Raw genomic sequence first — 25,210 nt, forward strand, 5'->3', positions numbered from 1 at the left:
GAGGGTGTAAAATGGCAAATCGAATTCCTTTTTTGTCAGGCTTCTCCTTTCTTTTCAATGAAATCAGGCTAATTTCCAGATCAAAGCTGGCACTGATGTCCATATTCCTGGCTGTCCTGGCTACAGTACTGGGGCTGAAAGCTATCGATTATACTAATGAGCGTAGCCTGGTGGGGCTCGCAAAAACCTCTTTTACCGTAGCTCTTGGACCTGCACAATACGCAGCAATAGCCGGTTCCTTGCTCTTTGCAGTTCTGACGCTTATGCTGTTGAGCAAGGACCACAGGAATAACAGCACGAGCCTTTTGAATACATCCTGTAATTATTCTCAGCTGCTGGTATTCCGTACGGCAGCAATCCTCTCCATCGGGATTTTTACAGTAGTGCTGGGGGGAATTGCCTTATATGCAGTCCAGGTATTTGTCCTGGAAATTACCTTTGATCCTGTAGTTTCTCTGTCCAGTCTGCTAGTAATTACGCTTGCAGGAATCTTTTTTACAGTCCTGATCTGCAGTGGACTTTACCTGATTACGGAAAACCTGGATATCTCTTTTCTTGCATACTCTATTCTTTTTTTCATGAGTATAGGTAGCTCAAATTACCTGTTAAAATGGGTTCAGACTTCGGCGGTGATGTATTCTGACTTCGGAGGAATCCTTCCGGTTTTTAAGTTTGTTCTCTACAACCGTCTTCTCTGGACTTTTGTTTCCACCGGGATTTTTGCCGTCGGGCTGCTGTGCAGAAGACGATATGAATCAAATTTGAGCTTGTCTTTGAAGCTCAATGCAAAGCAGCTCTGGATTCCTGTTCTGGTTCTGCTGCTTCTGGGCGCTTCTCTTTTCGTCTATATCAACGAACCCTACATTAACCGAAATGACAGTGTATTCAAAACCGAACTTAAGGCAAATGAAAATGTAAAACTAACTCATGTTTCCTCGAATGTTCAGTTATTTCCTGTAAACCAGAACCTTTCGGCCAGGGTACTCTATGAATTTGAAAAAGAATCGGGCATTGAATACATTGATTTTATCACAAATTCAGGGCTTCATATAAAAAAATTTACTGTGAATGGAGTTGAGGCTCCCAATTCCTTAAAGAGGATAAAAGGAACGGACAGGGTACGTTTGGAAGTCCCTGCCGAATCAAGGAACGTTACCATAGATATTAGCTACGCAGGCAGGCTCAAATATCCTTCTTCAATCGGCTTTCCCGGTTATATCTCAAAGGAGAGCATATACCTGCTGGAAAACTCACACTGGATTTTCGAGCCCCTGACCGGTTCACAAGATATGATAGAGATAAAGGGTTCTGTCACAGCTCCGAAGAACCTGGTAATGGTCGTTCCAGGGGAATTAACAGGAGTTCTGGAAGAACACGGCCGAAAAACCTGGGAATACAGTGCCCTTTCCAATGATTTTTCACCCGGAGTCTTTGCAGGGAACTACGAAGTAAAAAAGATGCTGGCTGGCAGTACTGAGATCGAGTTCTATTACAGTCCAAAACACAGGGCGTATATAGAAGCCCTTGGGATTGAAAACTATTTAATAAATATTGTTTCCTATTATGAAAAAAACATAGGTGTCTATCCATATCAGGAATACCCTCTAAAAATAGTAGAAAGTTCTATCTATAAGACCGGCGGGCATTCCACCCTGAATATCGTAACGGTTTCAGAATATGTGTTTAACAGGGAATTGGGCAGGGAAATTGGAGGAGATTCAGATAGCTTTTCCCCTGATCTTACCTCTCTTAAAGACATCACCTTTGTTGGGGATATGGACCTGTTAGCCCATGAAATCGCTCATCAGTGGTGGGGAACAGGAGTTTTCGTGGAGGAAAATCCCCCCTGGTCTTCGGAAGGGCTTGCAGATTACCTGGCCTACAAATACATAACAGAAGAGTTTGGTTCCTATGCATCGGCATATATCCCTGCAATGTGGAAAGGCAGGGTAGATTCCATGGAAAACAGTTATTACTATGCGAATCCGAAAATGCTGGAAAACCTGCCTGAGAAACAGAGACAAAAGTATGAAATGGAGACTCGAAAAATAGAACTTTATTCCCAGATGCCTATGCTCTTGCTGAGAGCCGAAGAGCTGCTTGGAGAAGATTCATTTTTTATAAAGTTATCGGATATTTATATGGATTACAGGTTTAAATCCCTTTCTTATGAGGAATTCCTGTCTTCAATAGGTCTGAGTGAAGCCGATCTTGATGAAAACCCGGTAAAGGGTAAAGAAACAGGGACAGAAGAAACAGCAGAGAGGGAGGCGGTTTTCGATGAATAAGCCCTCAACAAATAATTTCCCTAACCTGCTGAGAGTCTTGAAATATGAAGTTTTGAGGCTGGTATATAATAAAAAATATTTTTACATGGTCCTCATCGAGTCGCTATTTGCCTGTTACATCCTGACAAATTTTGTATTTGGGGGAAAAGACGGTACGGCTCCTTTCTCAAAATGGACGTATTCGGAATTTCTCTCCCTTATAGGGCCACTTTTATCAATCATCCTTGTTCTTCTCTGCATGTCCGTCTTTTCGGAAAAAGAAGTTGCGGTTCGAAATATCATATTTTCTACCCCGCTTTCCGAACCAAAATATTATCTGCTAAAAACCTCGGCAATCACGGCTGTTTTCGTACTTACTGCTTCTTTGCCGATTTTATTGAGCTTTGCGTATTATGCCCATTACTTCAATTTCTATGCTTATGCTGAGTTCACGCTCCCCTTACTGTTATTTCTGTTGCCTTCTCAGATCTTTGTACTGGGGCTTGCCATGGCGGTTGGGAAAGTCCATTCCAGACTGCTTTATCCTCTTTTGCCTCTTGTGCTGTTTCTAGGATTTTTTAATCCGAGGCTCCCCGCGTGGTTTGATCTTTTTGGGAATAATTTCCTTTCGTGGCCCCTGCGCTGGTATTTGGGGATCATGGAGGGTCCAATACCCTATATTCTGCCCTCTGAATTCCTCTACAGCAGACTGGTTTTCATATTTATGGGCGTCATTATGTTTGCATTTGCCTGTAGAAGGTCTAAAACCTGAGTTCCGTCGTCTGTTCCTGCAGGACTTATCCTGGAATGCAGAGGTGAATATTATAATTATATTTTTTAGCGGAAGGAAAATTTTTAATATTAGTTAGCCCAATTATATACTCCTTTTTCCACTTATGGGGAGCAAAAACGGAAATTTCCAGGCTTCTTGAATAAATGGACCATCATTATTTAAAAAATTTAAAAGAATGTGAATTCTTAGAGGAATACAATGATATTACCTGCAATGTCTTCCTCTATGTCAAGAAAATTAATTCCCTGGGCAATCCCACGATCTCCGAACTGACAAAGGCCATGGAGGTCAGTAAACCCTCTGCCAGCAACATGGTTTCTAAAATGGCGGGAAAAGGTCTGCTGAAAACAAAGGCTTATCAGAAAAACTGAAAGATCTGACTGCTTAAACTTACCAATAAAGGAAAAAAGGTAGTTGAGATCGAATACTGAGCCGATATGAGGTTCTATGAAAAGATCCAGAAAATTCTGGATGAAGAAGAATTTGAGGTTATGGAGAAAAACTCTTTGAGAAAATCATTTCCGGGCTTGATGAGGAAAAAGTATGACAGATGAACGGGAAATGAGGTCTGCAAGTATTGGAAAGCTTTTTCTGAAATTCGTTCTCCCGGCAACTATCGGATTAATTGTTGCTGGAATCCAGGGAATTGTTGACGGTTTCTTTGTCGGGAATGCTGTAGGCAGCCAGGGGCTTGCAGCGATAACTCTTGCATTTCCTGCACTTCTAGCCATAATTGCTGTAGGACAGATGATAGGGATCGGGACTTCAAGCCTTGTAGCCCTGGCCCTTGGCAGAAATAATCGGCAGGAAGCTCTCAAGCTCGTACATACTGCTTTTCCCATGCTTCTGTTTGTGGGAATAGGGCTCACCACAATAGGGCTGGATGCTTCGGGATCTTATCTCCATCTCCTGGGAGCTTCTGGTTCAGTCTTTAGCATGGCAAATAGTTATCTTAGAGTCCTATTCTCAGGCTCGATACTCCTGATTCTGTCCATTGCTCTCGAACCTCTTGTAAGAAATGATGGGAAACCAAGACTTGCTATGACATGTGTGGTTGCGAGTGTTCTCGTAAACATGGTTCTTGACTACTTATTTGTCGTGCGAATGGAAATGGGGGTTACCGGGGCTGCAATAGCCACGGTTATTGCTTTCTCTCTTTCCGGAATTCTGCTAGCTCTGTATTTTTTCAGCGGATGGGCTGGGCTGAGGCTAAAACCCCGTTCCCTCTCTCTGGAGCCGAGAATAATTATCAAAATTATGAGAACAGGCTTTCCTTCCTTTGCAATGCAGTTTTCAACTTTCATCCTGCTCTTTGCGAACGAGTACATGCTGCTCAGTTACGGCTCGGAACTCGCAGTTTCAGGCTATGGAATTATAGGTTACGTTTTCTCGATATTCTCCTTGATTTTTGAAGGAATAGCAGTTGGCACCCAGCCAATCCTCGGTTTTAATTACGGAGCCCGTTGTTATTCCCGTGTTGCAGGGACCTTGAAGATAGCTGTTATCTCCTGCCTTGTGGCCGGATTGATTGGTTTCATGCTTCTCTCTATGTATCCGGAACAGTTTATTCTCATCTTCAATCGCGACAGCCCCGAACTCCTGGAAATTACTCTTAATGGAATGGAGATTTTCGTGTTTTCCCTCCTTACCCATGGGACGGTTATGCTGGGTTCCGTATATTTCCAGTCGATAAACAAAATCAGATATTCTCTTTTCATCCAGCTAGGAACAGTTTTTCTCTTCCTCCTTCCTCTGCTCTGGATTTTACCTTCTTTACTTGATCTTAATGGAGTCTGGCTTGCAACCCCTGCTGCGGAATTTCTGATGTTCCTGGTCGTGCTGGGCTTGCTCTGGAAAGAGTTCGGTTTTCTCAAGAATGGGATAACTGTAAGTGAGGAAGGAAACTTCCCTGCTTCTGAGATTGTATTAACTACCAACGAAGATTAAACTGGGTCTCTTTCCATATGCCTCCTATGAACACTAATGTCAGAACTTCCCTGCATATGGAGTTTAAGACCATAGTATTGAGGGAGTAAAAACCGCATCGCCCTTTTCCAAGGTCAATCATAACCCGCTGTTTCTGTTGTGAGCATTGCAGGCACGGGTTTTAGGAAAACGACGGGTGCTTGGATTAGAAAAAGTAAAGAACTGCATTATTTAGCAACCCTTTTTCCTGCCGACTGATTTTTCTCTAACCCGGCTTTTTTGAGTTCTCAACTCATTTGCAGAGGATCTACCTTCATGTACTCCCGCAGCACGGTTGTTGCGTAACTTCCCTTTGGCAGCATGAACTCAAGCACAGCTTTTAACTTTCCCGGGTTCAGTTCGTCTTCAGCAACCTCAAACTTCGGTTCAACCTGAAGGAGGAGTTCCCGCCTGGTGCCTTTCGAACTCATCTCAGGAGTTTCTTCTATATTGAAGCCTTGCAGAGGGACTTTGAGTTCATCGAGAACTGCCTGTTCGACCTCTCCAGGAATGCCTGACGCAAATTCTGTATTATGGCCCGGAAGGGGAGCGGTTATGAAGGCCCGTTTTTTCTTAATCAGGCGGTTCATGGCATTTACGGTTTCTGTGGTGGCTTTTTCGGTTTTTGAAGAATCCGGCAGGCCATGTTCATTCTTGAAACAGACAACATCACCTTCTACGGCCTCGTTTAAGGAAAGGCCTTTTTCGATCCTCCTGCACAGGATTATGTTATATATGTAGGACTGGTAGCCGTGCACAAACATCCTGTAAAGGTTTTTCGGGAGAACGAGAAAAGCTCCTGCAAAGTCATCCGGGTTTGCGATCAGATGATTCATCATTGCTCTTTCATGCCCGAGGTGGAGAGGATAGATTTTCAGGCCTTCTTTGAAATCGAGGGTCTCTTTAACAAACTGGCGGGCTTTCCGTGTATCTTCTGGCTCATCAGGGAAGGGTTCGGCAATATATAGCAGGGCAGCCTTTTCAAAATCTCCCTCAACAATGGCTTTTCCTACAAGATGCGTGACAGGACGTACCGAGCCAAAGCGCTGGATCCCGAAGAAGTTCGGAACTCCGTTCTGAGCCAGGATCTCGTTTGTGGTCTTTTCGAGCAGTTTGTGTATCTCCTCACTCGAGTGGGTTATATTCCGGATAGTAATTCTGAAATTGTTTCCCCACAGGTCTCCGAGTTCAACGGATTTTCGGGAGCGACCAAGGACTTTCAGCTCTACATCTTTTAAATGGATCTTCTCAATTTTCTGGGCGTCAATGTCAAAAATACTGATTTTCTGAGTGGTAAGTGCACGCTTGTCCTTTGTGCCTGCAACGCTGATTCGCTTCTGGCTTACCTGGAGGATTTTTGCAAGAGTCCGGGTCAGGTGATGTGTGTCCCAGTCTCGCTTTATGAGTTCAAGAATAAGGTATTTCCCTTCCTGTCCTTCCTCCCGGTTTGTAATTTCTTTAACAATAAAATCCTCCACTTCCTGCCGAAGCTGCCCTCCGAGGCCGTCAGTATCCGTGGAGTAAAGAGTTATTCCGATCTGTTTTTCAATTTCCGGCACTTGCATGAGTTAAAAACGCTCCTCTATTACATGTTTTGTGAGAATTATAAGGACCACCTGGGGTTGATATCAATAGCTTTTACTTCGTTTGTGTCTACAAAGGTCCAGCTTCTATATGTTTCGTTTCCTTCAGCAGCTTTAACTCTTGCCTGGGCCGTTTTTCCGGGAAGCCCACCTGCATAAAGACTCGAGGTAGGGTCGAGCATCAGCCAGGAACCGTATTCATCGGTCAGGTAATTTACATCAACGTTTCCGTAATAAGCTCGCACTCCTTTGACTGCAGCATCTGTCGAATCGGTTCCATTGCCTATATATACCGCTGCAAAGGCATGCGTATTGGTCAGGTAGACCCGGGTTGTGCCTCCTACAGCCTCGAGCATGGATGAAAGGAGAATTGCCTGGTCTTCACAATCCCCGGCTCCTATTTTCAGAGTAACATTGGCTGGCTCCCAGATGTCATTACCTCTTGGGTCACTTACGTATTCGACCTTTTCTTTTACCATGTCAAAGAGGGCACAGACCTGATACATATTATATGCTCCAGGATATGCGCGAGCCACCTGGACTGCCTTTTCCCTTATAGTCGGTTCGGCTGGCTCCACAAGTTTATTTATGGTCTCAAAGTAAGGCGAAGGATTGTGTCGGTATACTAGCTTTGATTTTTCTGTCATTGGCTTCAGGTTTACAGTAAAGTTTTTCAGAGGATAAGGTCCGTAGTCGTGCCATTTTCCTTCCGAGGTCGAGGCAAGCAGCCAGAGGACAATACTGAAATTGGCTTTTTTTTCCTCAGGAATCTGAATCGCGATTACTCCAAGATACTGCTCTTCGCCAGGATTGACCAAAACTCCGCAGTCCTCAGAATAAATCCGGCTTTCAGAGGCATTAACCGAAACCCCGTATCTATCTATAAAAATTGAGTTTCGACCTTCATTTTTGATATTGATTCTAACATAGCCCATTCCCCCCTGGAAAAAATCTGAAGTCTGGTAGTTGCTGCTCAGGGAGAAGCCAGGCTGCAACAGAGTTCTCAGGATGGGAGTGAGTTCGCTTTTCCTGGGGGAGTATGTGGGTGTTGCCGGGAAAGTAAATAAAGCCGGTTGAGGTGTAAAAACACTCTCCTGGCTTTCGGGATCCAGTTCTGAAGAGATATAACCTGTTACTTCTTCTCTGAAATTCTCAATCGAATCCGAAGACAGAACTCCAGTGAATGCGGCGAGTACGAGGAATATGCATAAAACAGCAATTATTGAAGCTGCCTCTCTTCTTCTTGAAGCCTTTGAATCCCTCATGGTTTTCTCCTGAATCAAACACAGGCGGAATCTCTTTCCCCTTTGGAATAGCTATTGCATCGATAGCCCATCCTAGGTTTGATTTTAGTACTATTTTTCAAAATCTGGTTTTCAGGTTCTTGACACTTAAACAAGTTTAAGGTTCCGTGTAACTTTATCTATAAGCTCCTCTTTTGCCGGTCCTATTCCGAGAACTGTAACCGTCCCAGGCGGAATTTCCGTAAGTCCTGCGTCCTGTATAAGAGCAGTAGGTAGTCCTTCCCGTCTTGCTTTTTCCTTAAGTTCATACAGGTCATTAAGGGTAGGGACTTTAAGGACAATTTTTTTCTGCCCGCCTTCCTTCCATTTTTCAAGATCATTTTTGCTTGCCCATTCAGAAGCGGAAATGGCAGCATGAGCTACCTGTACTGCAAATTTGCCTTTGGAAAGCTTCAAGTCCTCCCGGGTAACTATACATTGTTTATATTCACTCATGTTTTGCCTCGGGTTTATTGAAGGTCCGTTTGTTTCTTAAATGTTTTCGATGAGGGTATCCGGATCGACTTTATATCCCGGTTTTCATGTTCATTTTTGATCATCTATATTATGGTCGATCCGGGCCCGAAGTATTAAATTAAACAATTTTTAGAAATCTATGAAATTCGGATCGGTGTATTTGATATTATGGTCAACATCATTTATAATCATTTCATAAAATTTTTTCGATGTATTTTATAATATACTCTGCCGTATTTATTCCCCAGGCATCAAAAATACCTTTTCCTGATGGTGTTCCATTGACTTCAAGAATTTTAGGGCTCTCCTCAGTTTGGCTAGAATGAATCTCAATTTTTTCATTAGGAATCTCATCAGTCAACCCTTCTATAATATCAACACCTGCAAAAGTCGTGTTTACTGCCAGGGCAGCCTTCTCAGCAATTTCTTTTTGTTCTTCCGTGAGCACACACCGGTCTGCATTTCCTCCCTGGCTCAGGTTATTGACCCAGGAGCCAGAGGCTGCTTTACGGTAAATTGCTCCAATAGCCTTCCCGTCAACAACAAAGGCTCTGATATCTCTTCCCGGATTCTCTATGAACTCCTGGATATACAGCATACCTCTTTCTTCAAGCAACTGATTGAGAGTTGATTCCGGTGATGAGGGTTCTATTTTTCTATCCGAAAACCGAACTTCGCCGTTCCTTACTCTTGCAATATCCTTTCCTTTATATCCAAAAACAGGCTTAATGACGGCGTCTCCAAATCTTGATATTACCTTTAGGGCGGCTTCCATATCCTGCACAGCTACGGTTTTTGGTACAGGCAGTCCGGCCTTTGCCAGAAGATAGGAAGCATGGTATTTATTTGCAGCATTCCGGATAGCTTCTGGTGAGTTAACAACAGGGATTCCTTCGTCTTCCAGTTCACGCAGGATATCAAACCTGAAAGACACGCCTTCGAAAGCTCCTGCACCCACATCTCTTACAATTATCGCGTCAAGGTCAGAGAGTTTTATATCTCCTACTTTGAAGACCACGTTTGATTCTTCAGCTTTCGTTTCCCAAACTGGTGAATTCATGCTGACCTCTGCATCCCTGAGATCCAGAACAAAAGGAGAAAAATCTTTTTTTCTCGATGCGTCAGTAAGTGCCCTGGCTGTCCAGTCTTCCGGGTCAGTGATGACAATCCCTATTTTTTTCATAGATCATCATCGGGAGAATACAAGATCAAGTTTACGATATGGAATAAAATGGGATCGAAACATATGAGATCTGAAATACATGCTATCTGAAACATCTGAGACCTTGAAATATACGCTATCTGAAATACATGCTATCTGAAACATCTGAGACCTGAAACATCTGAGACCTGAAACATCTGAGACTTAAAATACACGAGATATGGAATGCAGAAGATCTTGAAGGCTTTTTACTATCTCGTCTCACTTCACGTTTCCTAACGAGGCGGCTGGTTTCTCAACCAAGAAGGATTTCGGTTATTACCAGTAGTAATTGTCAAACTGCCTGTTTAGAGTAGGGGGTGGCCACACGTAATTTGATTTTTGACTGTTCTTATTTCTTTTTGCTTTTGTTCTTTTCTCTTGAGATTACCTCAACATGTTTTTTAGTCCTGCATGTTGGATCTTAAGACCTCTTTAGAAGGAGACTAGTAAAACAATCATGAGAAAGAGCATTTTTGTAGAAAGTTAATAGCGAGCAGCTTCAGACAACTAAAAACAGTAGATACAGCGAAAAGAAAAGTTATGTAATCGAGGTCGATGCATTTGGATGATTTTGTGACATGACTTTAGCTAATTTTATCATTATATGATTACTTCAAATGTTTTAATTTTCGGAGATCTATGTACATAGGTCCTAAACAAGTAAAAGCAGAATGCAACTTATTCTAGGTTGTAAATAAAGTACAACAGATATAAGCAAGAAATACTAATCGTGTATGAGCCGATCCCAAAACTCAAAAAAATACTTCTTTGAATATTAGGTCTCAAAGTTATATTCGAAGTACTTATTAGGAAAATAATTACGAGTACCTCCCTATATGGGAGTAAAAACGAATTTAGGGATCGGTTCTTAAAGAAAGGGTAAGAACTGTTGAACTGCGCCAAACCGCAGCTTGTTTTCATTTCCCATCGATCAGGTCTGTTCAGGAAGAGCCCCAAGCCCCTGTTTTCTTCGGTATTCATTTATTGCGCTGTGGATTGCTTCCCTTGAAAGAACCGAACATTCCAGCTTGCCTGGAGGCAGGCCTTCAAGAGCCTCAGCTACGTCCTCGTTTGTAAGTTCCCAGGCTTCTTTGAGGGTTTTGCCTTTTATCAGTTCGGTTGCCATGCTACTGGACGCAATTGCTGCTGCACACCCGAAGGTCTTAAACTTCGCATCTTCAACTCGATCGTCCCGAATTTTCAGGAAGATCTTCATGTAGTCTCCATGTGGATTTCCTGCTTCTCCGACCCCGTTAGCATCTTCAATTTCCCCTACGTTTCTTGGGTTCATGAAGTGATCCATGACTTTTTTATTATACACAAAACTCCCTCTGCTTTCATATTCCTGTACACTTTCGATTTTTCATATTCCTGTACACTTTCGATTTATTTCTTACATGCATTTTCAGGTTTATAGAAAGGAGACATAACCCTTAGCTTTTCGACGGTCTCAGGCAAAACCTCAAGTACATAATCAATGTCTTCTTCGGAATTATCATCTCCAAGGGTCAGACGAAGGGAACCCTGAGCTATTTCTGGAGGCAGCCCTATTGCCCTGAGCACGTGCGAGGGCTCAGGAGAACCTGAGGAACAGGCACTCCCTGTGGAACTGCAGATCCCCATCTCGTCAAGCATGAGAAGAAGAGATTCGCCTTCGATGTATTCAAAACTGAAATTCAGGTTGTTCGAAAGGCATTTTTCCGGGTGTCCGTTAAGCCTGCAGTCAGAAATTTTCAGGACTCCTTTAAGGAGACGGTCTCTCAGTCTCTTCATTTTCTCATTATGCTTCTCAAGATTTCCTGTTGCAAGTTCTATTGCTTTTCCCAATCCTACAATACCTGCCACATTCTCAGTTCCTGCTCGCTTTTTGCGCTCCTGGCTGCCCCCATGCATATAATTGTCGATTTCTATCCCTTCCCGTAGATAGAGCGCTCCTATTCCTTTGGGTCCATAGAACTTGTGAGAAGAAAGGGCAAGCATGTCAACATTCTTTTCTTTCTTTTCCATCTCAAGAGGAATTTTACCAATTACCTGAACAGCATCAGTATGAAAAGGAATCTCATGTTCTCTTGCGATCTCGCCTATCTCATGAATAGGCTCTATTGTCCCGATTTCATTATTCGCATACATAACCGAGAGCAGGATAGTATCATCTCTAATTGCAGCTTCAACCTCTGCAGGGTCTACAAGCCCGTAACTGTCTACAGGCAGGTAAGTCACATCAAAGCCCTGGGTTTCCAGGTACTTACAAGGATAGAGCACTGCATGATGTTCAATTGGTGTTGTAATGATATGTTTTCCTTTCTTTCTCCTGGCAAAAGCTGTTCCCTTGATAGCCCAGTTATCGGACTCGGTTCCTCCGGAGGTGAAATATATTTCCTCAGGACTAGCTCCCAGAGCCTTTGCAAGCTGCTCACGTGCGGTCTCTACTGCCTCTTTACCTTCTCTCCCTATTGAATACAGGGAAGAAGGGTTTCCGAAATGTTCTTTCAAAAAAGGCAGCATAGCTTCAAACACTTCAGGTTTTGTGAAAGTGGTGGCTGCGTGGTCCATGTAAACAAAGCGCTTTTCTCCCATCAGAACCCCCCTCTATGAAAATAGGGGTTTACGCAATATGAATTTATTGCATATTCCGATTTTTTGATTTTTTTTCTCAGCAAGGTTTTTAAAACGGTAGTTTCATAAAAGAGCATCTGAATGATGTAGCTGATTCTGGCGTGCTGTTCGACGACCGGTAAGACCTGTATACTATCGGTCAGACCTGTATTTATGAGTAAGACCGCTGCAGTTAACAGACTTGCCAGTAACCCTGTTTTTCCAGTAACCCTGTTTTTCCAGTAACCCTGTTTTTCCAGTAACTCTGTTTTCGCTATATTTCCTCCCGTTTTCTGAATAATATTTGAATTCATTTTTGTTAAAAGAAGAAAATACAAGATCTTATTGAAGACAGAAAACACAAGATTTTTTAGACAAAAATATTATATATAGGAATTTTGTAGTCCTATTTCGATCAGGGAGGGAAAAACGACCTTGCTAAAACAATTCTCAATTATTCTTATCATTTATTTCCTTGGCGACCTGATGCAGAAAGCTTTAGGGTTGCCAATTCCGGGCAATGTCCTGGGAATGCTCATTCTTTTCTTTAGCCTGTATACAGGCGTAGTTAAACTCAATATGATAGATAAAATAAGTGATTTCTTACTGGAAAACATGGCTTTCTTCTTTCTTCCAGCAGGGGCCAGCCTTATAACCTGTTTTGCCTTGCTTGAAGGAAAATTGACTGCTATTCTGACAGTTTCCCTTATTTCTACCTTTGTAATACTGGCTGTAACGGGGCTTACTGTGGAGCTTGTTCAAAGGTTCTTCAGGAAAAAGCCGGTAAAAATAGCCAGTCGTATAGAAAATAAAGGCAATAAAGCTAATAATAACGGATCTGGAAGGAATACAAAAAGTGTGCATGCCCATGAGAATAGAAGAGAAGAGGTGATCTGAAGTTGCAGACCGATTTTTTGAATGGGCTTGTCAATATGCCCCTATTTGGGATCTTACTCTCTTTAGTAGCTTTCCAGATAGGCACACTATTATATAAGAAGACCCAGCTTTCGATTCTTAACCCTCTGCTTGTGGCTTCTGTACTTGTAATGGTTTTCCTTCTATTCTTTGGGATCAATTATGAGACTTACAATCTTGGAGGAAATTATATTTCTTTCTTCCTCGGACCCGCAACTGTGGTTCTTGCAGTACCTCTCTATAAAAAAATTCAGCTCTTGAAAAGTAATGCTCTTCCTATCCTTGCAGGAATAATTGCAGGCTGTATAGCCGGAATCTCAAGTATTCTTGTTCTTTCCAGCCTGTTAGGGCTTGACGATACTATAAGCAGATCTCTTGCTCCTAAATCCGTAACTACTCCTATAGGAATTGAAATCTCAAAACAGATAGGCGGCCTGCCTGCAATAACAGTAGCTGCAATCGTATTTACCGGAATTATTGGTGCTATTTTGGGCCCGTTTATCTGTCGCTGCTTCCGAATAAAAGATAAAGTTGCAGTCGGTGTTGCAATCGGCACTTCATCTCATGCACTTGGAACAACAAGAGCAATAGAACTTGGAGAAACCGAAGGGGCAATGAGCGGACTTGCAATAGGGATCGCAGGCTTAATTACGGTTTTTCTGGTTCCCATGTTGCTTTATGTCTTCGGGCTTATAACTTGAATGGCAAATGGCTGATCTTAAATAAGTAAAAATTCCGATTTTGGATGCAAATATTGGCTCTTCGTTGTCTTGTGTGGATATCCTCATAAAAACCAATGCGGTCTTGGATTAAAAATCATATTATCCATAGATGATGACGAAGAGCTCAAATATTAAGTAAAAATTCCGGTTTCAGGGCAAAATATTACACTACAAATAAACTTTAATCGGTGTTGTAATGAGCTTTTCCGGATTATCGGAAATCCGTGTACATTCTCATCTGCCACTGACCGTTCTGTATCTTTTTCCTTATAACCCCCTTTGCCATTTCCACATAGATTTTTCTTATCTGCGGTATTAGCATGGAGAGACCTATTATATCGGTCAGAAAACCCGGAGTTATAAGGGCAAAGCTTCCAACTAACACAAAAAACCCGTGCAGAAGTTCGTTTCCGGGCATATATCCCCTGCTTGTTGCTTCCTGGATCTCGCGAAGCACGCGAAGACCCTGGGATTTTGCAAGGTAAGCACCCAGACTTGCGGTTATCAGAATAATAAGCACGGTGTTTAAGGCTCCGATCATTTCCCCTATCTTGATGAGCAGATAAAGCTCAATAATGGGGATGATGAGGAAAATCGAGAAAAGTTTAAAAAACATATCAATCATTTTCAGAATTTTAGATATATATTTAGATCTCTATTATCTTTATTAGTACTGTTTAGATCTCTATTATCTTTATTAGTACTGTTTAGGTCTCTATTATCTTTATTAGTACTGTTTAGATTTTTATTATCTTTATTAGTACTGTTTAGATTTCTATTATCTTTATTAGTACTGTTTAGATTTCTATTATCTTTATTAGTACTGTTTAGATTTCTATTATCTTTATTAGTACTGATAAGTACTTTTTAACAATTTAATATATATTAATATAGTTAAAACATACTTTTAAAGTTTACTGTCGACAGTTACCATACATATATATCTTTTGCTGAACCTCGATACGAACAGCGCAACTAAACCTGGGGACCAGCAGGGAAAGGCAAAGAAAAAGCCAAATGGAAAAAAGTCTCTGAAATATACTAGAGATATGAAAAATGTAGTGGGCGTGAAAATCGGTCAACTTCCTGGGAAGTGGATGACGCTGGGAATCGGAGTTGGCGCAACTCTGAAATTCTCTTTGAAAATTTCATTCTCGGCATCAAGGTGAATTCTCAGACTACTGGTCTGCTCTATTGATATTACATTTTCCTGATTTTTCCTCGCTGAAATTCGATTTTCCTGATTCCTGAATTATTCTCCTCCGAGGTCGATTTACTTCCGTTCCTTTTCAGTTTTTCTGCTGGAACTTTCTTTTCAGTTCGAGACTATAATTAATATATTTTTATAAATGCCAATCTATTTTTTCTTCTTTCCCTGACTTAGCAGGCCTATTTCTACCCTGAAAAGTTCTCTTTGTCGGGAAAATACTGTTGCTTTAAGAGAGCAGCTATTTCATTTAACGATAAAGAGGAATAGTCTGTTATATGATTACTATAATACCATGTTCGTGGTCTAATGCACTGTTGAATGAACTAATATTATACTAAAGATTATACGCAATACTAGCGTACTAATATATTCTATAAAACGTAAAATATACTCCGGATGTTACAAAGATAGTTTCACCTATCCCCCGAAAAGAGTGTTTGTTTTCTGAGGTGCCGGATATATGGACTTTGATGCAGTTGGTGACTTCGTATATAAAGTTATTGGGACTATAGGATCCGATAAGAAGAATCTGCGTTCTTCGATTGATTTTGCCCTGGATCTTGCGGAAGAAAAATCGTTATCCCCCAATGATTTACTTGACCTTTCGAATGCCTGTAAGCAGCAGAAAATGGTTATGGAAGAATATGTTTTCGCAAAAGCCTGTTTCATAAGAGCTTCGGGAAAGCTCCGTGAAGAAGCCTGTTTTTCGCTGGGCACTGCCGCGCATATTTTGGGCTTTTCTCTTGAAGCTGAGGCAAGTTATCTGGAGGCCCTAAAAGAAAATCCAGAAAATGGAGATGTAAGGTGTGCCTATGCCGAACTTCTTTTAGACCTTGGAAGGACAGAGGCTGCTGATAAGGAATATAAAAAGGTACTTGAAGCTTCTCCAGAACATGTAAAAGCGAATACAGGATATGCTTATCTCCTGACCGAGTACGGGTACGTAAGAGAAGCCGAAGAGTGCTACTCAAGGGCACTTACGGCAGATCCTGACTATGTCCCTGCCAGAGGCGGGTACGCAAACCTGCTCTTTGATCTGGGGAGACTCAGGGACGCGGAAAAGGAATACAAGCTTGCAATAATACTAGATCCTGAAGACCCAAGCCTCCATCACAACTGTGGAGTTTTACTTTCTTTCCTGGGGCGCTCTTCAGAAGCCGAAGGTGAGTACAGAAAAGCTCTTTCTCTTAACCCGAGACACAGGCGGACTCTTTTTAACTACGGAAATCTCCTTGCAAGAGAAGGCAGAGCTTCAGAAGCCGAAGAGCAATACACGGAAGCCCTTGCCCTTGATCAGAATGATGCAAAAGTTCATTCCAATTATGCAAATCTTCTGGCCCGCTTTGGAAGGAGATATGAAGCTGAAATGGAATACAAGAAAGCGCTCAGTCTGGACCCCGAGAGTGCTGAAGGACATTACAGTTACGGCAACCTTCTTTCGGAGATCGGGCGCCTTGGTGAAGCCCAGGACCAGTATGAGAAGGCTCTTGTCTTGAATCCCTATTACCCACCTATTCACTACAGTTACGGCCTTCTTATGAGAAAGATGGGGCACTTTGACGAAGCCAAAAAGGAATATACGAAGGCCATGCAGCTCGATCCGGATATCGGAAGCAAAATGACCGAAACCTGGATTATTCTGGACTAAAAGAAATGTCTGGAATTTTATCTGATCTTTCCCTAACTTATTCTGATCAAAATAACATCCAACCCGGCATTTTTTACTTTTTATTAATCCTTTGAATATGGACTGACATCTTCAAAACAAACTACAGTAGAGTTTTTAGGAGAAAGAATGGTTCAAAAGGAATACGTTTTTTCTCCAGGTAGTCTTCCTTCGGGTAAGCTTTCTTTTGATAGTCTTCCTTTGGGTAAGCTTTCTTTTGAGTAAGTTTTCTTTTATTCCTACTGCTTTCCAAAGACGAAAAGTTTAATCTCTTCTTTTTCAAATAGCGCAAAAGCCGCCGCATTCCCTAGTCCAACATAGTCAGGGCAGGAAAATAGAGAGAGCAATTTCCCATCAAACCACCATCTGTACCCATTTTCAAGGGCTGTATGGCCTCTTATAATCCTTTTCAGGTTATTTGTCTGTAAAAAGCCATCTACAATATCTGGCCCGAACTCTTTTACAGTCGAGCCTCGGGTTGAAGCGGTGAGTCCAGGGTGTTTCGAAGGATCATTCCAGAGATAAGGAAAAGCAAAGGCTTCTTCCTTCCTGATGTCGTCAATGCTGCCGGTTCCGTTAATCCCGCCGTGTACGCAAAATGTATGCTCCGAAAGTACAGCTGCTATCGGCATTTTATCATATGTCCGGCTTGTCCTTAGAAGAAAACCCTGATCGAAACCGATTTCCTCAAAAAAGCCATAGTAGAGGTTCATATCCACAGTTTCGTGATTTCCCCTGAGTAAGAATATGTGCTCAGGCTCTTCAAGCTTCAGTCGAAAAACTCTTGTAAGTACTTCGACACCTTGAGGTCCTCTGTCCACGTAATCTCCGAGAAAAAGAATATTCTTACAGTTTATTTCTTGCCTTTTTTCTATTATGAATTCAAGGGCCTGAAGGTCCCCGTGAATATCCCCAATAATCATTATAGGTTCGGCGTCAATTCGAAGCACGGCAGGTTCTGACTCCAAAACTCTGTCTATTTTCGGGAGAATAAGAAGCAGTTCTTCCTTTGCGGCAATTTTCCTGGAGACCTTTCCTGATACCATGAGCTCACCTCTGTTCAAGTTCCTCTTAGAGAGCCGATTTGACATTTTCTATATGGGCTCTCTTAAGAAAGCTAATCTGAAAGCGTTCTTTAGATACAGGTAATTTTTATGCGATAAATATTTCCAGGCTTTAAGAAGAAATCCTTCCAGTATCCGTATGACATCAAATATCTTAATTTTTGTTTGTGAAGGCAGGCTTATAGTGTCAAAGTCTAAAATCAAGTATGCAAACTTAATAGATTAAGAAATTAAAAGTTCAAGCAATTAAAAATTTAGGCAACTTAAAGTTCAAGCGACCAGGTAGACAACAAGAAGTTCAGGCAACAAGGAGTTCAGGCAACAAGGAATTAAGACAATTAAAAATCCATAAATTACATCTATTTATAAAAATCTTTATTCAGCATATACACGGAGGCAGATTTATGGAACTTGATATCAATGAGCAGGATCCTGAAGACATGGATCTTACAGATGTTGTGCTTGAATACGATGATATTGTCTCTGCAATCTCAGTTCTGGAAAAACGCAGAGAGGAATTGAGAACACATATCCTCAACACCTTCACGGAAAAAGAGATCGATGTATTGAGAGTTGGGGATGTGGAACTCAGGCGGCAGAAGGTTGAATGGAAACTCTGGCGTATCAACAGGTTAAAACCCTATCTTGTGAAGAAAGATCTCTGGGATATAGTTGAGTCAGTTGACAGGAAAATTCTCACCAAACTAATAGAAAAAGGAATCCTGAATGAAGAAGAACTTCAAGGTACATATGATGTAGAAACACGGTATAGTTTACGTGTAAAAAGGTCCTGAACAAATTGGAAAAATATTCTGAAGGAGCAGGAAGAGTTTATCAGGTGAAGGAGCCGGGATACACTATACAGTTTACACTAGGCAGGTTCCGAATGAATGAAATGAAGTAGAATCTAAATGAATAGAGAATCCTTCAGGTGAAAACTTCGAGAAGATTAATCTTTTTGATTCTCTCTTTTTGATTCTCTTTTCGTTTTCTCATTTCGTTTTCTCTTTTCGTTTTTCATTTCGTTTTCTCTTTTCGTTTTCTCTATTTTTCTAAATTTCGAATACAGGTACTTTTTTAATATATTATAAAACTGTCTTTTTAATATTTCATATTTCGTTTTTATTTAAATAACGAGACGGCCAACTATTTATATCCAGCCGAATAAAATCTCTTTAGAGGTAAATTTCAGGAGGTTCTTAGACATGGAGATTGATGCTATAGATGAGCTGGTTTTTCGTGTAATCGAACAGGTTGCAGCTGATAACTGTGACTTCGATGAGGTCGTTAAGTTTGTCGTTTCCTTCTCAAATGAGCATTCGCTTTCCCAGGAAATCCTACTGAAACTTTCATCTATTTTTGATAAAGATTCAATGTACAGGGAGAAGTATGTAATTACCAGAGCCTGCGCTTCGTTATTTTCAGGAAAAGCCAGGGAAGACACCCTTATGGAGGCAGGAAAAACAGCTTTTCTACTGGGACTTGATGAACTTGCTGTACGTGAATTCAAAGAAATCCTTCAGCAGAACCCCCAAAATGTCGAAGCACTTAGTGGGTATGGAACAGTTCTGGCTAAGGAAGGAAAAAACGCTGCTGCACGGATTCAATACGAAAAAGCCCTGGAATTCAATCCTTACCACGTAGATACGCTTTGCAATTATGGCTACCTGCTTTACAGGCTCAAAAAACTGGATGAGGCCGAAGAAGTATATAGCCGTGCTTTGATTCTTGACCGGGAGAATGTAAGCGCACACTGTGGGTATGGGATTCTACTTTCCAAACGCGGACAAAAGAATGAAGCAAGTTACCATTATACTCGAGCTCTTGAGCTTGATCCTGGCCATGTGGAATCAAATTTTCGCTATGCCCGTCTCCTTGAAGAAAAGGGAGAACCCCTTGATGCCGAGAAACATTACATAGTAGCCCTCAAAGCTGAGTCTGCTGATCCGCGCCCGCACATTTTCTATGCCCGTTTGCTTGCAGAACACGGTTTTATTCATGGGGCAAGGGTGCACTTCAGGTGTGCTCTTAAACTGAACCCTGAAGATGTTGAAGCTCATTGTGAGTATGCCAGGCTGCTTGCCAGGTTTGGGCACAGGCACGAAGCTGAGGTACAGTACAAAAAAGCCCTTGAGCTTGACCCCGGGCATTTCGGGACTCTGAAAGGTTACGCGGAGTTACTAAAAGAAAAAGGGCAGTATGCAGCCGCCGAAGAAATTTACAGACAGGTTGAGTTATTTAAACGGAGTGCCTGATAACCGAATGCCTGATAACTGAATGCCCGATAATTGAATGCCTGATGACCGATTAATATAGCCTGATCGGTTCAACTTCCATTATTTCCATCAGGCAGGCAGTGATATCAAGTACCTCACGGATCGAATCTATAATAATTCCATCAGAAGTTGCCAAAACTATCTTTTTTTCTGGATTTCCTCCCTCCGTTTTCAGCTCAAAGTCCGCGATTTTTGAGGTTCTTGCCTCGCCTGAAATTCCGTATTCTTTCATTTTATGGCGAATGAAGCCTGCAAGCTCCCCGCTTTTGCTGATCTGGGCGTCAAGGAGAAAAATGACTGATTTTGGACCTGTTTCGGAAAGAAACTTGAGGACTACATTGAGAGCTTCCTCTATATCTTCGGCCTGTTTTGCTTTGCTAAAATAGTAGCGAGTATCTCTTATGTACCCGTCATCACAGAACCACATGGGTTCTTTTTTTAGCAGGCTGTCCACACTCAGCAGGACATTGTAACCATCAAGGAGAAGATACCTACCTTTTATGCCTGTACATGCCACTTTTTTATTTATTCTGGAAACTATCCTGTCCGGAGGCATGATTACTCTTGTGAGAATGTATCGTTCTTCCAGGCTGAGCTGGAAGTGGTCAGCTACGAAACGGATGGTCGAAAACTTTGGATAGCCCCACCGGAGTATGTTCCGGATATCCCGCGCAGGTTTGAGTAATTTTTCTTTGAGTAATTCCTCTTTCGGACAGGAATCGGAAAGATCGGCTGAACTTACATACGTATCTCTCATTAATGGTTTCTCCTTTTGGGAAGGGAGTTCTTTAAATGAGTGAAGATATATGTTATATATACATATTTGCGGAAATAAAAATACTAATGTGATTTCAGACCATCAGTTTATCCCTTTGGTTTTCATTTCAGTTTTCTGTTCAATTTTATCTTGGTTTTCAGCTGTGAGCCAGCTCACGGTTCCGGCTGGAGGGTTTATTATGGAAATATTATGGCTGGCTCAGGAAGAAGTAATAAATGTAATAGATATGAGTTCTGATATGCAGGTCGTAGAAAGGGCTTTCAGGCAGCATGGGCTTGGTAGGGTCCAGATGCCTCCAAAGTCTTACCTTTATTATACGGCGTATAACGGGGATCTGCGGACAATGCCTGCATATCTTGAAGAGGAGAATATTACTGGTGTGAAAATTGTAAACGTCCACCCTGGAAACCCGGATCGTGGGCTTCCCACGGTAATGGCGCTTATTGTTCTCATTTCTCCGGAAACAGGCGTTCCTGTAGCAATTATGGACGGAACCTACCTGACTGACGTCAGGACAGGAGCTGCAGGGGGAATTGCCGCAAAATACCTCGCAAGGAAGGATTCAAAAGTTATAGGCCTTGTTGGGGCCGGAAACCAGGCAAAGACTCAACTCAAAGCTCTTTGCGAAGTTTTTGAACCCGAACTGGTAAGGGTTACTTCCAGCACAAAGGAAAGTTCTGAGCAATTTATCCGGGAAATGGCAGATACTACTCCCTGTGAAATCCGTTACGAAGAAAACATTGAAAAGGTCTGCAACTGCGATATCCTTGTTACGACCACTCCTACCAGAAAACCTATCGTAAAGGCCCAGTGGATCAAAGAAGGCACTCATATAAATGCGATAGGGGCTGATGCAGTAGGAAAAGAAGAACTTGACCCTGAACTATTAATCCGGTCCAAGATAATTGTGGACGATATTGTCCAGGCGCTTCACTCCGGAGAAGTAAACGTTCCTCTCTCCAAGCACTACATCTCGGAAAACGATATTCATGCCGAGCTCGGTGAAGTAATAGTTGGCCTGAAACCCGGCAGGACAAGTGATGAAGAAATTACGATCTTCGATTCAACAGGTCTCGCTATTCAGGATGTTGCAAGTGCGCACCTGGTTTATGAAAGGGCTGTCAGTAAAGGGCTCGGCAAGCAAGTTCTTATGTTCTGACCCCTGAGTTCCATCACCCGAGTCCCATCTCGGGAGGACGGGTTCGTTTCGCTCACTTCGTTCGCTCAAGCGGGGCAATTTCTATAGATATGCATGAATTTTGCTTAGGGAGAACTGTCCAAATTGCACTTTGGGTTACATGATATAGCTTTTCAAAAAAGGCTTGGCCGAAAACTCCAGCAACAATTTGGTAGATAAATCAACCGACTTAATGTTTAAGAGTCAAAAGTTGCGATAATAAGGCAATTTTCGCCCGGCAAGTGGACTAACTTTTAGAGTTAAGTCTGTTCGCGTCTCCGATGTATCTGGTAGCTACAGAGATCGTAGCCAGTTAAAGCCAGAGCTGTCGCGGTCAGTAGTGGTGAACATAGGAAAGATGAATCTATTTTTTCCCGCACTTTACTTCTTTTTCGTGATTGTAAAGTCCATAGGAAATTCTCTTACACTATGGGCTGTAGTATAGTTAGAACCATTGAAAGCTAAAAAAGAAAACAAATAGGTCACAGGTATTCCTTCTTGGTTAGAAGCGAGAGAAGTTTAACATGAATCTTTAAATTCGAAACTATAATAGAATAAATTCACAATACATAAATAACTAGCAGTAAACCATTTATTATTGAGTGGTTTCTGGAGGCCGGTTATACCCTCCGCGAATACTGTACTTTGTCCCCAAATATTCCAGGTTTTTAGTTCCGAATGTTCTCAATGTTCTCCTGAAACCGCTCAATACTTTTTTTGTTCAGTACTTTTTTGTTCAGTACTTTTTTGTTCAGTACTTTTTCGTTCAGTACTTTTTTCGTTCAGTACTTTTTCGTTCAGTACTTTTACGTTCAGTACTTTTTTACGCACAATACCTTTTCTAAAAAAGTTTAATCAGGTGCTCTGCCTTGTACACCTGAAGGGTATGACGCCTGCAGTTCTCAGAGACCTGTTTTCAGATCCCTATTATTTCATAGAATTTTTCCATGTCCAGGTTCTGCTCGACTACATTTGCCAGTTCTTCATAGGCATCACTTTCGGTCATGGAGTTTTCAGGGATATACTCAAGTCCTTTTTTCTCGTAGAGGTATTGCATAAGGGCGTCTCTTATATTTTTATTATCAAATAGCCCATGCAGGTAAGTCCCAATTACCAGGCCTGCCTTATCGATTGCACCGTCATTTCCAAAGATATTGCGGCAAGAGTCGGTTATGCCCATATGGATTTCATATCCTTTTATTTCCTCTCCGTCTATTGGAGCAAGTATCGGGCCGTAAGCACTCACCTTTTTCGTGACCTGGATTGTTCTCTTTTTGTATTCTCCGAACTTTGTCCCTATATCCAGAAGGCCAAGGCCTTCAAATTCGGCTTCGACTCCGTTTTCAACTCCGGAATCATAAATTGTCTTACCGAGCATCTGGTAGCCGCCGCAGATCCCGAAAATCGGGATTTTTCCCTTAAATGCCTGGATTTTCTCGGCCATACCACTTGCTTTAAGGTCGAGAAGGTCATTAACCGTGTTCTTCGTGCCCGGAATCATGATCGCGTCTGGAGTTCCGAGGTCTTCATCAAGTTCTACATAGCGGATTTTAGCAGATCTTTCCAGGGGCTCGAAGTCCGTAAAGTTCGAGATTCTTGGCAGGCGGATGACTGCGATTTCGATTTCTTTTTCGTTTTTTTCGGCTTCTTTATCCTCAAGTGAAACCGAGTCCTCAGAAGGAATGTTAAGCTTGAAATAAGGAAGTACTCCAAGTACCGGAATGCCGGTTTTTTCTTCAAGCTGTTTCAGGCCTGGCTTCAGAATTTCCAGGTCGCCTCTGAATTTGTTTATAATAAATCCCTTGACATTTTTCCTCACATCTTCTGGAAGAAGTGCAACTGTGCCGTAGAGGCTTGCAAAAACACCTCCTCTCTCTATGTCTCCAACAAGGATTATGGGAGCCTGTGTGAGCCTTGCAGTACCAATATTTACAATATCCCTTTCGTAGAGGTTAATCTCGGCAGCCCCTCCAGCTCCTTCCATGACAATGATATCATGTTCGTTGCAGAGCCTTTTGAGAGCCCCTTCAAGGACTTCATTCATTTCCGCAATGGATTCGTAGTACTTACCTGCACTCCTGTCGGCATAAGGTTCTCCCAACAGGATTATCTGGGAAACGCAGTCTCCTTTGGGTTTTAGAAGAACAGGGTTCATATCAGCAGTGGGCTCAGTGCCTGCGGCTTTTGCCTGGATTGCCTGAGCAATTCCTATTTCCTTTCCATCCTTTGTAATCCAGGAATTCAGGCTCATGTTCTGAGCCTTGAAGGGGGCAACCCTGTATTCTCTTGAAAGGATTCTGCATATGGCAGTCACGACTGAACTTTTCCCAACATGGGAAGCAGTTCCCAGGATCAAGACGCTTTTCTTTTCCATTTTTACCACACCTTCTGCTCGAACACTTATTTTTTAAACTTACTTATATAATTTTTATAAATTGGCTGTTATTTTTCTCCTGAAGATGAAAGTCAAGTAAACTTGTTTATTTTTAATATTTCTTTTCTTATACTTCAACTAAAGAATAAATACTTTCGGATTCACTACAGACTTTGTTTATCTACTTTAAAAAATTGACCGGATTCAGGCTTTTACCTTTTTAGCTAAACCTGAAAACTGCTCTTTCCTTAGCTACCTTTCTATTAAGTAACATTGACCTAAATCAACCCTATAATCATTAGAATGATTTCTATCTAAAATGCCCCTCAATAACGTAATCACCATTTTATCTAATTATTTTAAGTAGTTGGTCCCACATTCAGGATAAGTGATACTATATACTGCTTAAAGACAATAATAAAGTACAGATCACTTTTCTCCTTCACATTTTTCCATTTTTAAACTATTTCTCAAAATTATTTAATTCAGTAAAAAATGGTAACGCTGTTAAAATTATCTTTCTCATTAAACATTTCAACGTCAAGCAATATCTCTTTGAATTTAAAAATTAATTCCAGTTAATTATATATCGTTTTTAGCTGATGTTTACATACCGAAGCATAGCGAACAAAAGCGAACAAAAGCGAACAAAAACCTTGTGCAGAATTCTCATCAACTGATCACTGTATGAGAATTCTATTTTCCTATTTTTCTATTCTGTATAACTTTTCTATTCTGTATAATTCCAAGTGATTTTTTGATCTTCAACACGGATTCTTGCGGTCTTTTTTAGATACTGATTCTGGCAATATAAAATATGTAAAATATTTTATACTTCGTTTGTTCCTGGTAATTTTTCTG

The 25,210-nt window shown here is 41.6% G+C and carries 21 protein-coding genes; 11 read left to right on the forward strand and 10 right to left on the reverse strand.

What is annotated here, in order from left to right:
- Positions 1-11: 11 nt before the first annotated feature.
- The 4 genes from MSBRW_RS08110 to MSBRW_RS08125 all read left to right on the forward strand — a co-directional run bounded on the left by MSBRW_RS08110 (position 12) and on the right by MSBRW_RS08125 (position 5,007).
- A complete protein-coding gene (locus MSBRW_RS08110) occupies positions 12-2,288 on the forward strand; it encodes a M1 family aminopeptidase (RefSeq protein WP_011308133.1) in 2,277 nt (758 codons plus the stop codon).
- Positions 2,281-3,039: a hypothetical protein gene (locus MSBRW_RS08115; protein ID WP_011308132.1), complete on the forward strand. Its 759-nt coding sequence runs from the start codon at positions 2,281-2,283 to the stop codon at positions 3,037-3,039. The genes MSBRW_RS08110 and MSBRW_RS08115 overlap by 8 nt, the downstream gene beginning before the upstream one ends.
- Positions 3,040-3,203: 164 nt before the next feature.
- Entirely contained in the window at positions 3,204-3,431 is a 228-nt protein-coding gene (locus MSBRW_RS23330) for a MarR family transcriptional regulator (RefSeq protein WP_230670022.1), read from the forward strand.
- 172 nt (positions 3,432-3,603) lie between these two features.
- Entirely contained in the window at positions 3,604-5,007 is a 1,404-nt protein-coding gene (locus MSBRW_RS08125; protein ID WP_011308131.1) for an MATE family efflux transporter, read from the forward strand.
- Between the two features lie 266 nt (positions 5,008-5,273).
- On the opposite strand, the gene truD is transcribed toward MSBRW_RS08125, so the two are convergent.
- From truD to nifS, 6 genes are all read right to left on the reverse strand, one after another.
- A complete protein-coding gene (truD, locus tag MSBRW_RS08130; RefSeq protein ID WP_011308130.1) occupies positions 5,274-6,590 on the reverse strand; it encodes a tRNA pseudouridine(13) synthase TruD in 1,317 nt (438 codons plus the stop codon).
- A gap of 38 nt (positions 6,591-6,628) precedes the next feature.
- On the reverse strand, positions 6,629-7,873 hold the full coding sequence (locus MSBRW_RS08135; protein WP_011308129.1) for a transglutaminase-like domain-containing protein: 1,245 nt from the start codon (positions 7,871-7,873) through the stop codon (positions 6,629-6,631).
- Positions 7,874-7,999: 126 nt separating this feature from the next.
- Complete coding sequence (gene pth2, locus MSBRW_RS08140) at positions 8,000-8,347, reverse strand: peptidyl-tRNA hydrolase Pth2 (protein WP_011308128.1); 348 nt, start codon at positions 8,345-8,347, stop codon at positions 8,000-8,002.
- A 214-nt stretch (positions 8,348-8,561) separates the two neighbouring features.
- Complete coding sequence (gene mptN, locus MSBRW_RS08145; protein ID WP_011308127.1) at positions 8,562-9,551, reverse strand: tetrahydromethanopterin:alpha-L-glutamate ligase; 990 nt, start codon at positions 9,549-9,551, stop codon at positions 8,562-8,564.
- A gap of 952 nt (positions 9,552-10,503) precedes the next feature.
- Complete coding sequence (gene nifU / locus MSBRW_RS08150) at positions 10,504-10,893, reverse strand: Fe-S cluster assembly scaffold protein NifU (protein WP_011308126.1); 390 nt, start codon at positions 10,891-10,893, stop codon at positions 10,504-10,506.
- Positions 10,894-10,958: 65 nt separating this feature from the next.
- Positions 10,959-12,149, reverse strand: coding sequence for a cysteine desulfurase NifS (nifS, locus tag MSBRW_RS08155; RefSeq protein WP_011308125.1), 1,191 nt, complete (start codon positions 12,147-12,149; stop codon positions 10,959-10,961).
- A 453-nt stretch (positions 12,150-12,602) separates the two neighbouring features.
- On the opposite strand from nifS, the gene MSBRW_RS08165 reads away from it, so the two are divergent.
- Together MSBRW_RS08165 and MSBRW_RS08170 are read left to right on the forward strand one after the other, a co-directional pair.
- Positions 12,603-13,064 carry a CidA/LrgA family protein gene (locus MSBRW_RS08165; protein WP_011308124.1) on the forward strand — a complete coding sequence of 154 codons (462 nt, stop codon included), beginning with the start codon at positions 12,603-12,605 and terminating at the stop codon, positions 13,062-13,064.
- Between the two features lie 2 nt (positions 13,065-13,066).
- On the forward strand, positions 13,067-13,783 hold the full coding sequence (locus MSBRW_RS08170) for an LrgB family protein (RefSeq protein WP_011308123.1): 717 nt from the start codon (positions 13,067-13,069) through the stop codon (positions 13,781-13,783).
- Positions 13,784-14,015: 232 nt separating this feature from the next.
- On the opposite strand, the gene MSBRW_RS08175 is transcribed toward MSBRW_RS08170, so the two are convergent.
- Positions 14,016-14,420 (reverse strand): FxsA family protein, encoded by a 405-nt coding sequence (locus tag MSBRW_RS08175; RefSeq protein ID WP_048103452.1) that lies wholly within the window; start codon positions 14,418-14,420, stop codon positions 14,016-14,018.
- Between the two features lie 331 nt (positions 14,421-14,751).
- Between MSBRW_RS08175 and MSBRW_RS08180 the strand changes: the two genes are divergently transcribed.
- Both MSBRW_RS08180 and MSBRW_RS08185 read left to right on the forward strand, forming a co-directional pair.
- Complete coding sequence (locus MSBRW_RS08180) at positions 14,752-14,973, forward strand: hypothetical protein (RefSeq protein ID WP_048102987.1); 222 nt, start codon at positions 14,752-14,754, stop codon at positions 14,971-14,973.
- A gap of 501 nt (positions 14,974-15,474) precedes the next feature.
- Positions 15,475-16,662, forward strand: coding sequence for a tetratricopeptide repeat protein (locus MSBRW_RS08185; protein ID WP_011308121.1), 1,188 nt, complete (start codon positions 15,475-15,477; stop codon positions 16,660-16,662).
- A 257-nt stretch (positions 16,663-16,919) separates the two neighbouring features.
- Here MSBRW_RS08185 and MSBRW_RS08190 read toward each other — a convergent pair whose 3' ends face one another.
- Positions 16,920-17,726: a serine/threonine protein phosphatase gene (locus MSBRW_RS08190; RefSeq protein WP_011308120.1), complete on the reverse strand. Its 807-nt coding sequence runs from the start codon at positions 17,724-17,726 to the stop codon at positions 16,920-16,922.
- Between the two features lie 422 nt (positions 17,727-18,148).
- Between MSBRW_RS08190 and MSBRW_RS08195 the strand changes: the two genes are divergently transcribed.
- Both MSBRW_RS08195 and MSBRW_RS08200 read left to right on the forward strand, forming a co-directional pair.
- Positions 18,149-18,538: a hypothetical protein gene (locus MSBRW_RS08195; RefSeq protein ID WP_011308119.1), complete on the forward strand. Its 390-nt coding sequence runs from the start codon at positions 18,149-18,151 to the stop codon at positions 18,536-18,538.
- Between the two features lie 411 nt (positions 18,539-18,949).
- The gene (locus MSBRW_RS08200; RefSeq protein WP_011308118.1) at positions 18,950-19,999 is read left to right on the forward strand and encodes a tetratricopeptide repeat protein; all 1,050 of its coding nucleotides are present in this window, start codon (positions 18,950-18,952) and stop codon (positions 19,997-19,999) included.
- Positions 20,000-20,051: 52 nt separating this feature from the next.
- Here MSBRW_RS08200 and MSBRW_RS08205 read toward each other — a convergent pair whose 3' ends face one another.
- Entirely contained in the window at positions 20,052-20,777 is a 726-nt protein-coding gene (locus tag MSBRW_RS08205; protein WP_011308117.1) for a DUF434 domain-containing protein, read from the reverse strand.
- 199 nt (positions 20,778-20,976) lie between these two features.
- Here MSBRW_RS08205 and ala point away from each other — a divergent pair, with 199 nt between their 5' ends.
- Positions 20,977-21,957, forward strand: a complete 981-nt coding sequence (ala, locus tag MSBRW_RS08210; RefSeq protein ID WP_011308116.1) for an alanine dehydrogenase — start codon at positions 20,977-20,979, stop codon at positions 21,955-21,957.
- Between the two features lie 934 nt (positions 21,958-22,891).
- Here ala and MSBRW_RS08215 read toward each other — a convergent pair.
- On the reverse strand, positions 22,892-24,349 hold the full coding sequence (locus tag MSBRW_RS08215; RefSeq protein WP_011308115.1) for a cobyric acid synthase: 1,458 nt from the start codon (positions 24,347-24,349) through the stop codon (positions 22,892-22,894).
- Positions 24,350-25,210: the final 861 nt, after the last annotated feature.

It is taken from the genome of Methanosarcina barkeri str. Wiesmoor, from assembly GCF_000969985.1.
Lineage (GTDB): Archaea > Halobacteriota > Methanosarcinia > Methanosarcinales > Methanosarcinaceae > Methanosarcina > Methanosarcina barkeri_B.